This is a genomic window from Pantoea sp. SM3640 (assembly GCF_015654165.1).
GTDB lineage: Bacteria > Pseudomonadota > Gammaproteobacteria > Enterobacterales > Enterobacteriaceae > Pantoea > Pantoea vagans.
In genome coordinates, this window is record NZ_CP064872.1 from 3,492,252 (window position 1) to 3,506,382 (window position 14,131).

Genomic DNA, 14,131 nt, shown 5'->3' on the forward strand with positions numbered 1-14,131 from the left:
GTCAGTCAGTCAGTCAGTCAGTCAGTCAGTCAGTCAGTCAGTCAGTATAAAAACATGATTAATCAACCGATTGCAGATTGCTCTGCAGAAACTCCACAAACGCGATGATGCGTGCCGGCAGCTGGCGCTGCGCCTGCCAGACCGCAAAAATATCGCCATCAGGTGCCTGCCAGTCGGGTAAAACATGCAGTAACTCGCCTGTTGCCAGGCTGTGCTGCGCGTCCCACCAGGAACGCAGCAGAATGCCATGCCCATCCATCGCCAGCCGCATCGCCACTTCACCATCGTTGGTGATCAGGCTGCCGCGCACTTTCTGGCTGATGCTCTGTTCGCCGCTGGTCAGCCGCCACAGGGTAAAATCGCTGTCGTGCTGGCGCAGCAGAATACAGTTGTGCTGCGCCAGATCGCGCACCGTAACGGGCAGGCCGTGGCGGGCAGCATAGGTGGGTGAGCAGCAGAGGATGCGTGGATTCGTGCGCAGTTTACGCGCCACCAGCCGTGAGTCCGGCGGTTCGCCGACGCGGATATCAATGTCCATGTGCGCATCCAGAAAATTAAGCGGCTGACTGCTGAGCGACAGCGACAGCGAGAGCTGCGGATGCAGCGCGGCAAAGGCCGAGACGCAGGGCGCAATATGGCGACGACCAAAACCAAATGAGGCGTTGATGTTAAGTGTGCCGCGCAGCTGAGCCGTTTCACCGCTGACTGCCTCTTCCAGCGCCGCCAGTTGATCCAGCAACGGGCGCGCGCCTGCCAGATAACGGCGGCCTTCCGGCGTCAGCTCCAGCCGTCTCGTGGTGCGGCGCAGCAGTTGCACACCAAGCCGCTGCTCCAGTTGGCTCAGACGTTTGCTTACCGCCGCCAGCGACAGGCCCAGTTCGCGCGCCGCCGCAGTCAGACTATCCAGTGCGGCGAGGCGAACAAAGAAGGCTAAGTCATCGGTGGAGGTGCGGGATTCTCTACTTTGATTCAACAATGGATTGCCTTTCAGGCTCATTATTTCCCCGGAATCGACAGTTATACTGCGTACACAATTCGAACATCAACCGGAAAGGTACCCTGTGACTGACAAAATCCACCGCATTGCTGTGATCCCTGGCGACGGCATTGGCAAAGAAGTGATGCCGGAAGGCGTCCGCGTAATGAATGTGGCCGCAGAGAAATTTAACATTCCGCTGCGCTGGGAGTGGTTCGATTACGCCAGCGCCGACTACTGGCAGCAGCATGGCAAGATGCTGCCTGACGACTGGTTCCCGCAGCTGAAAGCCTTTGATGCGATCTATTTTGGCGCGGTGGGCTGGCCCGATGTGGTGCCCGACCACGTTTCGCTGTGGGGTTCACTGCTGCAGTTCCGCCGGGAGTTTGATCAATACGTTAATCTGCGCCCGGTACGACTGATGCCAGGCGTCAAAGCGCCGCTGGCGAATCGTCAGCCCGGCGATATCGACTTCTATGTGGTACGCGAAAACACCGAGGGTGAATACTCCAGCGTTGGCGGCACCATGTTCCCCGGCACCGACCGTGAAGTGGTGATTCAGGAGACGGTGATGACGCGCACCGGCGTCGATCGCATCCTGAAGTTTGCGTATCAGTTGGCGCAGAGCCGGCCGAAGAAACACCTGACCTCCGCCACCAAATCCAACGGCATCGCCATCACCATGCCTTACTGGGATAGCCGCGTCGAAGCGATGTCCGGCCAGTTCCCCGAGGTTCGCGTCGACAAATATCACATCGATATTCTCACCGCCAACTTCGTGCTGCACCCGGACTGGTTTGATGTGGTGGTCGCCAGCAACCTGTTTGGCGATATCCTCTCCGACCTCGGCCCGGCCTGTACCGGCACCATCGGCATTGCGCCGTCCGCCAATATCAACCCGGAAGGCCTGTTCCCCAGCCTGTTCGAGCCGGTTCACGGTTCTGCGCCCGACATCGCTGGCAAAGGCATCGCCAATCCCATCGGGCAGATCTGGTGCGGGGCGATGATGCTGGAACATCTCGGCTACAAAGCGGCGGGTGATGCGGTGTTAGATGCGATTGAACGCACGCTGGCGGCGGGACAGCATCTGACGCGCGATCTCGGCGGCAGCGCCAGCACCGGACAGCTCGGTGCAGCCATCGCCGCCGCGCTGTAAATCAATCCGGCAACTGCACCACACACTCAGGGTGCCAGCCTGGCGGTAGCGGCTCCGGACGTGTTATCACCAGGCTGTGCAGTTGCAGGTTCTCTACCCCACGCGCGAACAGGCCCGGCAGTCCGCCGGGATAGCGCTCGACGCCAAAGGCTTCGCCGGTTTTCGGGTCAAGTTTGTAGGCGTTATCCAGCCCCATGCCGGTCGGCGAGTCCGGATTACAGGGCGGCCGCACGTCGTAGTGTCCCTGTGTCATCGGCGACACGCTCTGCCGCATCTGCAGCTGGCTGATGAGAACATCGCGTATCCAGCCCGGTTCTGCCGCATGCAGGTTAATCGCCCCTTCTGCTACGCCTGTCAGGTTACTGAACTGCACCTGCTCCACGATGCCGGGCGTGATGGCGGGATCGCGGCGGCGCACCGAAATATGCAGCGGATCGGCTTTACCCCAGTGACAGGGCGGCGCGTGGTGACAGGCGAAGGTCAGGTTGCTGAACAGCAGACGCCGCATCGCGCCGCCGTCACGCGACAGAATGCCGATGCCGCGGTTGGAATCAAAAATGGTGCAGCCGGTTACCGTGACATCTTCGACGTCATCCCAGGTTTCGGTGCCGATCTTAAAGGCGCAGCTGTAGCTGCGCAGCAGGCAGTTGGTGATCATAATCTGCCGCGCCGGACGCCGCAGCGCGGCCGGTTTATGGGTGGTTTTAATGCAGATGGCATCATCAGCGGCGCTGAGGTAGCTGTTGCTGACAAACACGGCTTCGCAGCTGTCGATATCCAGCGCATCGGTATTCGGCATGGTCATCGCATTGTCGATGGTGAGGTGGTCGATATGCACATGGCGACAGCTCACCAGATGCACTGTCCACATCGGTGCCTGCACAATGGTAAAAGCGGTGAGCGTCACCTGCTCGCAATCCTCAAACACAATAATGCGTGGCCGGTCGGCACGCGGCAGACGATAGCCCTGCTCATCCCGCTCAGCGGCAAACCAGGCTTCACCCTCGCCATCGATGCGACCGGTGCCGCTGATGATGATATTGCGCTGGCCCAGCGCATAGAGCAGCACGTTGTGGGACTTTTCCGCGCAGCTCAGCGCCTGCACCGCCTGGTAGTCGGCCAGCCGCGGACTGGCGATCAGCACCGCACCTGCTTCAAGGTGCAGTTCAAAATCAGAGGGCAGATTCAGGCAGCCGCTGCGATAACGTCCGGCAGGCAGCGTCAGACGGCCACCGCCTGCCGCCGCAATCTGATCCATCGCGCGTTGCAACACGGCCGTGTCCGGGGTTTCGCCATCGGCGACAGGGTGAAAATCAGCAAGGGAAAGGTGCATCATGCGTCTCCCGCAGGGTTGAGGAGGAGGAATTGCAGCACGACACGGCGCGGCAAACCTTTGTCTGGCCGCCAGTGCGCCGTTTCGTGCGGGACATCACAAATTACTTAACGGCCCCTTCGGTGACGCCGCTGATAAACTTGCGCTGGAAAATCAGGAACACCACGATCAGCGGCATAATCACAATCATCGCGCCCGCCATCAGCACCGGAATGTCGATGGTGTTTTTGTTCTGGAAAAACATCATGCCAATCGGCAGCGTGCGCAGCTCATCCTTGTTAACCAGAATCAGCGGGATCAGGAACTCATTCCAGGTCCAGATAAATAGCAGCAGCCCCAGCGTTGACAGAGTCGGCCAGATAGCGGGCACCAGAATGCCCCACAGAATTTTGACGCGTGACGCGCCATCCATCACCGCCGCTTCTACCAGCTCTTTCGGCACCTGCTGAAACGCGCTGGCGATCATCAGCGTGGTAAAGGGCAGCGACAGGGCGATTTGCGGCAGGATCAGCGCCAGGTAGGTGTTGGTCAGCCCCATCCAGCGCAGCTCGTGATAGAGCGGAATGATAAAGGCTTCGCTCGGCAGCACCATCCCCAGCGCCAGCATCGCCCCAATGACTTTTTTACCGGGGATTTTCAGCCAGGCGAAACCGAACCCGGCCAGAATGCCGAGCAGCACGCTGAACAGCACCACCGGGATCACCACCAGCACCGAGTTGAGGAAGTAGACGTTAAAGTGTCCCTGCTGCCAGGCGGTCACGTAGTTTTTGAAATTCAGCGAGGCGGGCAGCGTGAAAACACCCTGAAACAGCTCCATCTGGGTTTTAAACGAGGTCATCAGCGCCATCAGAAACGGCAGAATCGTCATCAGCGCCACGATCCAGATCAGCGCGCGTGAAATTACCGGCGTGCTTCGCATCAGTAACGCTCCTTCAGGGCCAGATGGATCAGATAGTTAATCCCTAAAACAATAATCATGCTGAACACCGCTACCGACGAGGCGTAGCCAAAGTAGTGCAGGTCAAAGCCCTGCTTATACATAAAGATGTTGGTGACCATGGTGGAGGTGCCCGGCCCGCCCTGGGTCATCACATAGACCAGGTCAAAGGCTTTCAGGCTGGCGATCACCGTCAGCAGCAGGGCAATCCGCAGCTCAGGCCGCAGGCCAGGCAGCGTGATGCGCATAAATTTCTGGCGACGCGATGAGCCATCCAGGTCGGCGGCTTCCAGCAGTGAAGGGTCCATGCGCTGCAGGCCCGCCATAAACAGTACCAGACAGAAGCCAAAGAAGTACCAGGTGGCGACCAGACCGACAGCGGGCAGCGCCCAGGTAAAATCACCCAGCCAGGAGAGCGCCAGCTGTGGCAGGCCGATCGCGCGTAATATCTGGTCGATCGGGCCAAACGCCGGGTTATAGAGCCAGCGCCACACCACGCCCAGTACCGCCATCGGCATGATGTAGGGCAGGAAAAAGAGAATGCGCAGTACGCTGCGTTCGCTGTTGTTGCGCGTGTCATAGAGAAAGCTGCAGAGCAGCAGGCCGACGCCAATCGGCAACAGGGTATAGAACAGCATCAGGATGGCGTTATTGCCCAGCGCAATCCAGAACACCGGATCGCTGAACATCCGCAGATAGTTGCTGATGCCGCTAAACACCGGCAGCGAGGTGCCGTCCCATTCGGTAAAACTGATGCCCAGCGAGGCCAGCAGCGGGAACAGCAGAAACACCGCATAGACCAGCACCGCAGGCAGAACATAGAGAAAATTACGCCAGCTGCTTAAATTCAACATAACCCTACTCGTGGTTCAGAACGATGCTCAGGCCCGGCTGTGCGCCGGGCCTCCGGCTTAATGCTTCAGAGTTTTCAGGTAACGCTGATAGTTGTTATCAAAATTCACCACCATCTGATCGGCAGTCTGACGACCCGCCAGCAGCAGCTGGACATTCTGATTCAGCTCGGCATTCATGGTCGGCGTGGCCCAGTCTACATAGTGACCTAAACCGTCATAGTCGTTGAGCGTCAGCCAGACCTGATACGCCTCTGCCAGCAGCGGATTATCCGCCGGCATTTTGGCCGCCTTGTTGGTGCTGGCCGGCAGGAAGCCCACTTTCAGCCAGCGGTTCGCCATGGCATCCGAGACCATATAGTTGATGAACTTCGCCGCCCCATCCTGCTGATCTTTGCCTTTAGCGGTGCTGGTAATCGAGAACGCCAGATCGGTTCCGCCTACCATCAGCGGCTGCTTCACGCCGTCACCGGCAGGCATCGCAGCAAAGTGAATATCCTTGTTGTCTTTAAACTGGCCGAGATACCAGGTGCCGCTGACCAGGAACGCCGCCTGGCCGTTCTGGAACAGTGTCGCCGCATCGTCGTGACCAATGCCCTGAAAACCAGGGAAGAAGTACCCTTTGTCGGTCCAGCTTTTCATCATGGTGGCGGCATTGACCAGCTTGCTGTCTTTGAAGGTGCCGCCCACATCGTAAATCAGGTTATCCAGCGTCTTGCGGTCGTGGCTCTCAATCTGCGCCTGCCACAGGGTGCTGAGCAGCTGCTGGCCCATGTTGCCATCGAGCAGGCCCAGCATCATCGGTGCGGTGCCCTGCTGTTTCAGCTTCGCCATGGCGCTCTCCAGCTCGGCCAGCGTTTTCGGCACCGCAATGCCCGCTTTATCCAGCAGCGCTTTGTTGTAATAGAGCCCGACCATTTCGCCCAAGCTGGCGACACCGTAGAGCTTGCCGCTGCCGAACTCGCCGCTATCTGACCAGCGGTTACGTTTCAGAATTGAGTCCGGGAAGCGGGTGGTCCAGCCATAGCTGGCGGCGTAACTGTCGAGCGGCAGCAGCAGCTTATCTTTAACCAGCGAGCCCATATCGCCGCCGCCCTGATTGACCTGGGCGATCTGCGGGCCATCACCGGCAGTCAGTGCCAGCTTCAGCGGAATGCGGGTATCTTCAAAGGAGTGAACCGAACGGTTAATCACGATGCCGGGATTCTGCTGTGAGAACTCTTTAATCCCTTCATCCACCGCAGCAGTCTGCTCCGGGTAATTGTAGATATCCCACTCATTCAGATTAACGGCGGCGTGAGCGGCATGAGAAACGCTGCCCGCCAGCAGGCCCGCTGCCAGCAGCCGACCCACATTGCGAATTCGGAACGAACGAACGGAGGAAACAGACATTATGCTCACCTTCTTCAGACCAGGATCGGCATCCTTTCATCTCACCGCCTGACATCCTGCAGGCTGCAGCCGCACACAAACGCACTCACTCATACTTACTTTAATGGAAAAATAAAGTCAAACAGCCTGCATTGGGAATTGCAACGCTGTGAGCACGCGCAAATAAACAACGATATGAGGCGAAATTCAGCACGCCACGCTGGCTTTTACGTCATTAACCGTGGCGGCACGTCGCCAGCCGCTTTTTCTTCAGCAGGAGATACCAGCCTGATAATCGCAAAATAACGTCCTGATAAAACATATGAAAATCCTATCACGCTCACACTTTTCTCTTTTGATCGGCCGTGAATCTGCCGCCAGCCGCCCTGTTCCGGGCGTGTTGGCGATCACAGTTGTGCATCCTGACGCCGTTAAACGTTGCCGAACCGCCCATGTTAGTGCGATAAGGTAATTATTCTATCTTGAAAACTAAGTCCACTTTCATTAACGTAACTTTCACCTGCGGATCTGTTCAATCCCTGACCGGTTCCCTCACTCACGAGAATTCACCATGGCGAATCAAGGTGTCATTCGTCCGGCCACGCCGGCGGACTACCCGGCGCTCTACCGCATCTGCCTGGAAACAGCCGATGCAGGCGGCGATGCCCGCGCGCTCTACTCCGATCCTGACTATCCCGGCCAGCGTTTTGCCGTCCCCTATGCGCGCTTCGCGCCAGACTTTGCTTTTGTGCTGGAGCGGGACAATGAGGTGCAGGGATATGTGGTGGCAACACCGGATACCCGCGCGTTCGAAGCACAGCTTGAGGCCGAATGGTGGCCACAGCTGCAGGAAAAATATCGCGACCGCAGCCCCAGCGCCCCGCTCGACAGCAAGGTGCTCGACGCGATCCGCCATCCCGACCAGGCCGCAGAAACGCTGGTGACACAGTGGCCCGCGCATCTGCATATCAACCTGCTGCCGGCAGCGCAGAAAGGCGGCTGGGGTCGCCGGATGATTGAGCATGAACTGGCGGCGCTGCGGGCGGCGGGCGTCAGTGGTGTCCATCTTGGCGTAAGCCTGCAGAATGAGCAGGTCTGCGCCTTCTATGCGCGCATGGGTTTTACCCCCATTCTGCGCAGCAATGCCATCTACATGGGCCAGTTACTCTGAGTGAGGTAGCCGATGACCAGCCTGCGCTTGCAGAATGTGAAGAAGTCGTATGAACACGTGAATGTCATCCATGGCATCGATCTGACGATCAACAGCGGCGAATTTGTGGTGTTTGTCGGGCCATCCGGCTGTGGCAAATCGACGCTACTGCGGATGATTGCCGGGCTGGAGGAGATCAGCAGCGGACAATTGCTGATTGAGGAGCAGGACATGACGCAGCAGCCCGCTACCGAGCGCGGTATCGCGATGGTGTTTCAGTCCTATGCGCTCTACCCCAACATGACGGTGCGCGGCAATCTGGCCTATCCGCTGGAGGTGATGAAAAAGTCCAAAGCGGAGATCAACGAGGCAATCACTCAGACGGCAGCCCGTCTGCATCTCACCGAACTGCTCGATCGCCTGCCGCGCGCGCTCTCGGGCGGACAACGGCAGCGCGTGGCAATTGGCCGGGCGATTATCCGTCATCCGCGTATCTTCCTGTTCGATGAGCCGCTCTCTAACCTTGATGCAGAGCTGCGTCTACAGATGCGGATTGAGATCGCCCGGCTGCACGCCTCACTCGGTAACACGATGATTTATGTGACCCACGATCAGCTGGAGGCGATGACGCTGGCTGACCGCATTGTGGTGCTGCGTCAGGGCCGCATTGAGCAGGTCGGCGCGCCGCTGACGCTCTATCACGACCCGGATAATCTGTTTGTCGCCGGTTTTATCGGCTCACCAAAAATGAATTTTCTGCGGGCGGAGATCAGTGCCATCGGCGAGGGTGAAGTGCAATTGCGGGTGCCGGAACTGAAGATTGAGGGGCTGGTGCTGAAGATTGCCGCCGACTGCCGCGAGGGGCAAACCGTGACGCTGGGCATTCGTCCTGAGCATTTCCAGCCTGCCGTGCAGACGCCAGACGCACAGCGCTTTCACGGCGAGCTGGCTTATGGCGAGATGCTGGGCCACACCAACTATCTCTACCTGGATATCGGACGTGAACAGATGCTGGTGGTGGAAGAGCGCGAGGCGACTACGCGCGACCTGGGTACGCAGGTTGAACTGGGCTTTTCTGCCGCACACTGCCTGCTGTTTGATGAGCAGGGAATGCGCCTGCGCTAAGGCAAACGCGGAAATAAAAAACGGGCGCCGAAGCGCCCGTTTTTTATTTGAGAGCTCAATCAGGTGACCGGCTCTTCGTCGGCCTGCGCCGCCAGCAGATCCAGCAGCCGGTTGACGGCAAAACCCGCTGCGCCCAGCGCCCACATCCGGTTCGATTCCGTCAGGAACTGCAGCGGCGTCATGTGCGGTGTCAGTTTAAGCCGGTAAGCCTGGAAGCTCTGGGTGATGTGATCGAGCAGAATACGTGACGCCATATGCGGCTCCATCGCCAGATAAACCACATCCGGGTCGTAGGCCACCGACAGGTTCGCCAGCGAAATTCCCAGCTCGCGCCCGGCTTCCTGCAGTACCGCCAGAACCTCAGGCGTGGGTCGCTGATCCAGCGCCTGCAACGTGAGGCCTTCTACCGGTTCCTGCTCAGCCAACCGCTGCAGAATGGCGCGCGATGAGGCGACATCCTCCAGCAGACGCAGCGAGCCGTCGCCCACCAGCCCGTTGCCGATCTCGCCTGCCTTGCCGTGACGACCGCGGTAGAGCTGACGATTCAGGATGATGCCCGCCCCGATCCCTTTGCCGTAGGTCGCGATCACCGCCGACTGGGCGTTGCCGAGCTGACCAAACACCAGCGCAGCCATTGCCATGGCGTTGGCGTCGTTCTCGATAAACACCGGCAGCGAGAAGCGTTCTTCCAGCAGGCGTGCAATCGGGACGTTATCCCAGTCGAGCACTTTGGAGCGGATGCAGTAGCCATTTTCGGCATCGACCAGGCCCGACAGCGCCAGGCCTATCGCCCCAACCCGCTTCTCCTCCACGCCGCGCAGGAACTTCGCCAGCGCATCGCCAAGCTGACGTGGTGTCAGCGTACCTTTCGGCATCTGCTGTTCGCCCAGCAGATTGCCGCTGAGATCGGTCATGACGATCAGGTTACGTTCCGCATTGAGCTGAATGCCAATCACGCTGGCGCGATCGGGATTGAGGCCCAGCAGGGTTTTTGGTCGCCCCATCGACACGCGACGCAGCCCCAGCTCCTGCACAATCTCCTGCGCCAGCAGCCGATTAGTGGCCTGCGACACGGTCGACATGCTCAGTCCGCTGCGGACTTTCAGGTCTGACTGGCTGATCGGCGCATTTTCAACAATCAACCGCAGAATACGCGCGGTTACGTTGGGAGCGGTCATAAATTCCTCGGGTTATCTGGCTGAGAAGGCTCAGCCAGTTTCAGATCGGTAATCGGACAGAGGTCAGCTGCTGCGCCAGTATCAGCGCCCCGCTCAGGGCATCGCCCTGTAGCGTCACGAGCCGGGCCTGGATATCGTCGTCCAGCCAGCGCTGAATTGGCGTGGCCAGGCCACCCATCAGCGCCACCCGTCCGCTGCTCAGCGCAATCAGACGGCGCACCATCAGGCCGATATCGGCGGCGGTCTGATGCAGCAGATCCTGTGCGTGGCTGTCGCCCGCATCGGCGGATGCGAAAATCTGTGGCACCACGCGCGCCCAGTCGGCAGGCGTCGCTGAGCGCGTCCAGAGCAGCATCGTTTCCGGGCTGTCACCGAACTGTGCCATCAGCTGCCGGGAAAAGGCGGTCGGCGTAATAATGAACTCATGGGCCAGCAGCGCCAGACGCAGCGCACGGCGGCCCAGCTCCGCGCCCGATCCCTGATCGGACAGGGCAAAGCCCCAGCCGCCAAGCAGCGTAAAGCGTTCGCCATCCCAGGCGGCGCCCTGACTGCCGGTGCCGATGATAAAGACGGCGCCAGGAGCGCCAGCATGCGCGCCCGCACAGGCGATTTCCACATCACTGACCACCTGTAACGCCGCGCAGGCAGGCTGCCAGCTGGCGAGCCGCGCCTGCACCGAAGCGACATTGGCACCCGCTAATCCGGCCACCAGCGCGGTCTGCGCCAGCGCCTCCGGCGCTAATCCTGCCAGTGACAATACCCGGTCAATCAGCTGTCCGACGCAGGTCAGCGCCGCGTCATAGTCTGACCAGACGTTGGCAGGCCCGCCGGTGGCTTCCGCCAGCACGCGGCCCTGCAGGTCGGTTAACCGCGCGCGACACTGTGTACCGCCGCCATCAATGCCAAGAAGATAGTGTGGTTGCACGCGCTTCCTTCCCGATTTTGGGTTATAGCCATAATGAGCGAACGATAGGATAAAAAAACTTAAATCGCAATAACAAATAAATATGGCAAAAATATATCGACACTTTTTGTTTATTTTACATTGAGATAACAAAAAGTACGCCGCAAAACGCGCAGCGTGTTATTGACATTAGTTTTTCCATCGTAATAAGTTGGTGGTCAGATTATCAACAGGCGCGCCCGATCGCAGGCGGGCTATGCATTATCCGATTTCAGGAGCAGGGGTTTAACATGAAAGTAGGCATTATCGGTCTCGGCTTTCGTCTGTCCCACGTGATCAAAGAGTTCAGCAAAGCCGACGACGCCTTCTCGGTAGTGGGTTATTACGATCCGGCCCCAGCCGGACTGCCTAATCTGCACAGCTTTGGTATCGCGCCCGGCCAGGCCTTTGCGTCCATCGACGCGCTGCTGGAACACGGCGGCATGGATGTGGTGCTGGTTGGCTCCCCCAACTTCCTGCATCTGGAGCATGTAGGTCAGGCGCTGGCGGCGGGCTACACCGTATTTACCGAAAAGCCGGTAGTGATCAATGAAGAGCAGACCATGGAGATGGCGAAGCTGGTGCGCCAGTATGGCGAGGCACGCATTCTGGTTGGCCTGGTGCTGCGCTACTCCCCGCTCTATCACGATCTGCTGGCGGCACGCGATGCCGGGCAATTAGGTGAAATCACCTCGATTGAGGCGACAGAACATATCAAGCCTTATCACGGCGCCTTTTTCCAGCGCGACTGGCGACGTCTGGAGAAGTATGCCGGTCCTTACATTCTGGAAAAGTGCTGCCACGACATCGATCTCTATCAGGGCCTGTTGCAGGAGCGTCCGATCCGCGTCGCCAGCTTTGGTGGCCGCAAATCTTTTACCCCGGCGCATGCGCCGCAGGGGGCGATCACCGCTGAATCAGCGCTCTATCACGAGAAACCTAGCGGCTGGTCGAGCACCGATGCGGTCTTCGACAGCGACGCCGATATTGTAGACTACCAGACTGCCCTGATTGAGTACGAAGGCGGCGCGACACTTGCTTTCCATGCCAACCTCAACGTTCCGGATGAGTTCCGCCGTTTCTGCGTCATGGGCACGGACGGCATGGCGGAAGGCGACTTCGTGCGAAACTACTTCCGCGTTCACAACGCGCGCAGCGGTGAGAAAGAGGTCGACACCGCTTACAGCGGCAATGCTTATGATGGTCACTACGGTGCAGATGCCCTGATGGCAGAAGAGATCGTTAAACATATTAAACAGGGAACACCGCTGAAAGTTTCAGTTGTGGACGCGCTGGAAGCGGGCCTCACCGCCATAAAAATCGATGAGGCGCGCAAAACCCGCAGCGTAGTGGACATGCGTGAAAGCTGGCTAACATTTGACGCCAACCTGGGAAAAACCGGGGCCTGATGGTCCCAGCCTGCGGGTCAGACTCCCCCTCTGACTCCGGGTTTTGAATGGCAGTATGACTGGTAACTTCCTCTACTGGCCTTCGGGCCAGTGACATTATTGATGTTGAGCGCCACCTTAATAACTCTGCCCAACTCTCAACCAACGTCTTTTCCCTTCTCCCCAGCCTGAGGCAACTTACATTCTTAAAGCGATTGGGATATAGGCCTGTATCCGATCCAGACCTGCTCTCCACAACCAGCCCTAACAAACCACTCCTCAGCCCAAGGCAACTTACGCACTTAAAGCGATGGGAGCATACGCCTGCAGCAAAGCATCGCGGGCCAGGGATGGGCCGCGCTGAGCCTGCCAGGGATGGCGTCTTTTGCGTCTTTGCGAAAGGCGTATACTCCCTGAGCCTGCTCAGTGGCCCATGACCGCTGCATACCTCTAACCAGCTCTAAACCGGATCCACCTCATTCTCCAGCTTCTGACGCCGCCGAAGATGCGGAAACAGCTTCATCCACAACGCCACCACAATCAGTGTACCGATGCCGCCAATCGCTGCCGCGGGTGCCGCCCCCATCCAGGCTGCCAGCAATCCCGACTCAAACTCGCCCAGCTGATTTGACGTATTGATAAAAATTGCGTTAACCGCATTCACCCGTCCGCGCATGGCATCCGGCGTATCCAGCTGCACCAGCGCACCCCGAATCACCATACTTACCATATCAAAGCCGCCCAGCGCACAGAGCGCAATCAGCGACAGCCACAGCTGCGTGGACAGCGCGAATACCAGCGTGGCCACGCCAAATCCCGCCACCGAGCCAAACATAATCATCCCGACATGCTTGTCCAGCTTGTGACGGCTCAGCCAGATGCCCACCAGTAATGCGCCTACCGAGGGCGCACCGCGCAGCATCCCTAACCCCCACGGCCCGGTATGCAGAATATCTTTGGCAAAAATCGGCAGCAGCGCCGTTGCGCCACCAAGCAGCACCGCAAACAGATCGAGCGAAATCACTCCAAGGACATCTTTGCGCTCACGGATAAAGTGAATCCCGGCAAACAGATTCTTCATATTCATCGGCAGACGGGTCTGCACCGGACGCTCATAACGCAGCAGACTCACCAGCGTCAGCGAAATCAGATAAAACAGCCCGGAAACGCCATACACAACATGCGGCCCGGCAACATACAGCAAGCCGCCTATCGTCGGCCCGACAATCACCGCCGCCTGGCCCCCTACCGAGTTCATCGCCATCGCGCGTGCCAGAATCGAGGGCGGCACCAGCGACGGCAACATTGAGGACATCGCGGGCCACTCCAGCGCCTTCGCCACCGCAATCATAAACACCAGCCCCCACAGCGCGGTCTTATCGGCGGTATGGAATAAGGTAAGCACCACTAATGCCACCAGTGCAGCAAATTCCACCAGTTGCCCCAGCAGCACAATGCGCCGCCGGTCATATTGATCCGCAAGATGACCTGCAGGTAGCGCCAGCAATACCGACGGCAGAAACTGCATCAGGCCAATCATCCCTAACGCCATTGCGCTGTTGGTCAGCGCATAGATCTGCCAGCTGATCGCTACCGAGAACATCTGAAAACCAAATGATGAGCAGGTGCGCGCCAGCCAGAATGCGACAAATGTCCGATGTCGCCACAGCGACTCTTCCGCTGTTGATGCCATAAATCCCATGTCTTATCCCAAATCAGGTGA

Annotated in this window: 12 protein-coding genes; 4 read left to right on the forward strand and 8 right to left on the reverse strand. The window is 58.7% G+C overall.

Annotation, left to right across the window (positions count from 1 at the left end; genetic code table 11):
• Nucleotides 1-58 precede the first annotated feature (58 nt).
• Nucleotides 59-997 carry a LysR family transcriptional regulator gene (locus IV493_RS16255; RefSeq protein WP_013359845.1) on the reverse strand — a complete coding sequence of 313 codons (939 nt, stop codon included), beginning with the start codon at nt 995-997 and terminating at the stop codon, nt 59-61.
• Nucleotides 998-1,061: 64 nt separating this feature from the next.
• Here IV493_RS16255 and IV493_RS16260 point away from each other — a divergent pair, with 64 nt between their 5' ends.
• The gene (locus IV493_RS16260) at nt 1,062-2,132 is read left to right on the forward strand and encodes a tartrate dehydrogenase (protein WP_013359844.1); all 1,071 of its coding nucleotides are present in this window, start codon (nt 1,062-1,064) and stop codon (nt 2,130-2,132) included.
• A gap of 1 nt (nt 2,133) precedes the next feature.
• Here IV493_RS16260 and IV493_RS16265 read toward each other — a convergent pair whose 3' ends face one another.
• The 4 genes from IV493_RS16265 to IV493_RS16280 form a co-directional block, all read right to left on the reverse strand.
• Nucleotides 2,134-3,465, reverse strand: coding sequence for a glycoside hydrolase family 28 protein (locus IV493_RS16265; protein ID WP_041457292.1), 1,332 nt, complete (start codon nt 3,463-3,465; stop codon nt 2,134-2,136).
• A gap of 103 nt (nt 3,466-3,568) precedes the next feature.
• Nucleotides 3,569-4,384: a carbohydrate ABC transporter permease gene (locus tag IV493_RS16270; protein ID WP_013359842.1), complete on the reverse strand. Its 816-nt coding sequence runs from the start codon at nt 4,382-4,384 to the stop codon at nt 3,569-3,571.
• Nucleotides 4,384-5,256 (reverse strand): carbohydrate ABC transporter permease, encoded by an 873-nt coding sequence (locus tag IV493_RS16275; RefSeq protein ID WP_013359841.1) that lies wholly within the window; start codon nt 5,254-5,256, stop codon nt 4,384-4,386. Before IV493_RS16275 ends, IV493_RS16270 begins: the two co-directional genes overlap by 1 nt.
• A gap of 57 nt (nt 5,257-5,313) precedes the next feature.
• Nucleotides 5,314-6,645, reverse strand: a complete 1,332-nt coding sequence (locus IV493_RS16280) for an extracellular solute-binding protein (protein ID WP_013359840.1) — start codon at nt 6,643-6,645, stop codon at nt 5,314-5,316.
• Nucleotides 6,646-7,195: 550 nt separating this feature from the next.
• Here IV493_RS16280 and IV493_RS16285 point away from each other — a divergent pair.
• Both IV493_RS16285 and IV493_RS16290 read left to right on the forward strand, forming a co-directional pair.
• Nucleotides 7,196-7,795: a GNAT family N-acetyltransferase gene (locus IV493_RS16285; protein ID WP_013359839.1), complete on the forward strand. Its 600-nt coding sequence runs from the start codon at nt 7,196-7,198 to the stop codon at nt 7,793-7,795.
• A 12-nt stretch (nt 7,796-7,807) separates the two neighbouring features.
• Nucleotides 7,808-8,899, forward strand: coding sequence for an ABC transporter ATP-binding protein (locus IV493_RS16290; RefSeq protein ID WP_195857445.1), 1,092 nt, complete (start codon nt 7,808-7,810; stop codon nt 8,897-8,899).
• A gap of 59 nt (nt 8,900-8,958) precedes the next feature.
• Here IV493_RS16290 and IV493_RS16295 read toward each other — a convergent pair whose 3' ends face one another.
• On the reverse strand, nt 8,959-10,077 hold the full coding sequence (locus tag IV493_RS16295; RefSeq protein ID WP_033781589.1) for an ROK family transcriptional regulator: 1,119 nt from the start codon (nt 10,075-10,077) through the stop codon (nt 8,959-8,961).
• Nucleotides 10,078-10,117: 40 nt separating this feature from the next.
• Nucleotides 10,118-11,002 (reverse strand): BadF/BadG/BcrA/BcrD ATPase family protein, encoded by an 885-nt coding sequence (locus IV493_RS16300; protein WP_195857446.1) that lies wholly within the window; start codon nt 11,000-11,002, stop codon nt 10,118-10,120.
• A gap of 269 nt (nt 11,003-11,271) precedes the next feature.
• On the opposite strand from IV493_RS16300, the gene IV493_RS16305 reads away from it, so the two are divergent.
• Nucleotides 11,272-12,429 (forward strand): Gfo/Idh/MocA family protein, encoded by a 1,158-nt coding sequence (locus tag IV493_RS16305; RefSeq protein WP_013359835.1) that lies wholly within the window; start codon nt 11,272-11,274, stop codon nt 12,427-12,429.
• Nucleotides 12,430-12,868: 439 nt separating this feature from the next.
• Here the strand turns inward: IV493_RS16305 and IV493_RS16310 are convergent, their stop codons facing one another.
• The gene (locus IV493_RS16310) at nt 12,869-14,110 is read right to left on the reverse strand and encodes an MFS transporter (protein ID WP_013359834.1); all 1,242 of its coding nucleotides are present in this window, start codon (nt 14,108-14,110) and stop codon (nt 12,869-12,871) included.
• Nucleotides 14,111-14,131: the final 21 nt, after the last annotated feature.

Bases quoted from the DNA above. Each gene is read 5' to 3' on its own strand.
- IV493_RS16255 (WP_013359845.1), bottom strand. From the start codon at position 997: ATGAGCCTGAAAGGCAATCCATTGTTGAATCAAAGTAGAGAATCCCGC.
- IV493_RS16265 (WP_041457292.1), bottom strand. From the start codon at position 3,465: ATGCACCTTTCCCTTGCTGATTTTCACCCTGTCGCCGATGGCGAAACC.
- IV493_RS16270 (WP_013359842.1), bottom strand. From the start codon at position 4,384: ATGCGAAGCACGCCGGTAATTTCACGCGCGCTGATCTGGATCGTGGCG.
- IV493_RS16275 (WP_013359841.1), bottom strand. From the start codon at position 5,256: ATGTTGAATTTAAGCAGCTGGCGTAATTTTCTCTATGTTCTGCCTGCG.
- IV493_RS16280 (WP_013359840.1), bottom strand. From the start codon at position 6,645: ATGTCTGTTTCCTCCGTTCGTTCGTTCCGAATTCGCAATGTGGGTCGG.
- IV493_RS16285 (WP_013359839.1), top strand. From the start codon at position 7,196: ATGGCGAATCAAGGTGTCATTCGTCCGGCCACGCCGGCGGACTACCCG.
- IV493_RS16290 (WP_195857445.1), top strand. From the start codon at position 7,808: ATGACCAGCCTGCGCTTGCAGAATGTGAAGAAGTCGTATGAACACGTG.
- IV493_RS16295 (WP_033781589.1), bottom strand. From the start codon at position 10,077: ATGACCGCTCCCAACGTAACCGCGCGTATTCTGCGGTTGATTGTTGAA.
- IV493_RS16305 (WP_013359835.1), top strand. From the start codon at position 11,272: ATGAAAGTAGGCATTATCGGTCTCGGCTTTCGTCTGTCCCACGTGATC.
- IV493_RS16310 (WP_013359834.1), bottom strand. From the start codon at position 14,110: ATGGGATTTATGGCATCAACAGCGGAAGAGTCGCTGTGGCGACATCGG.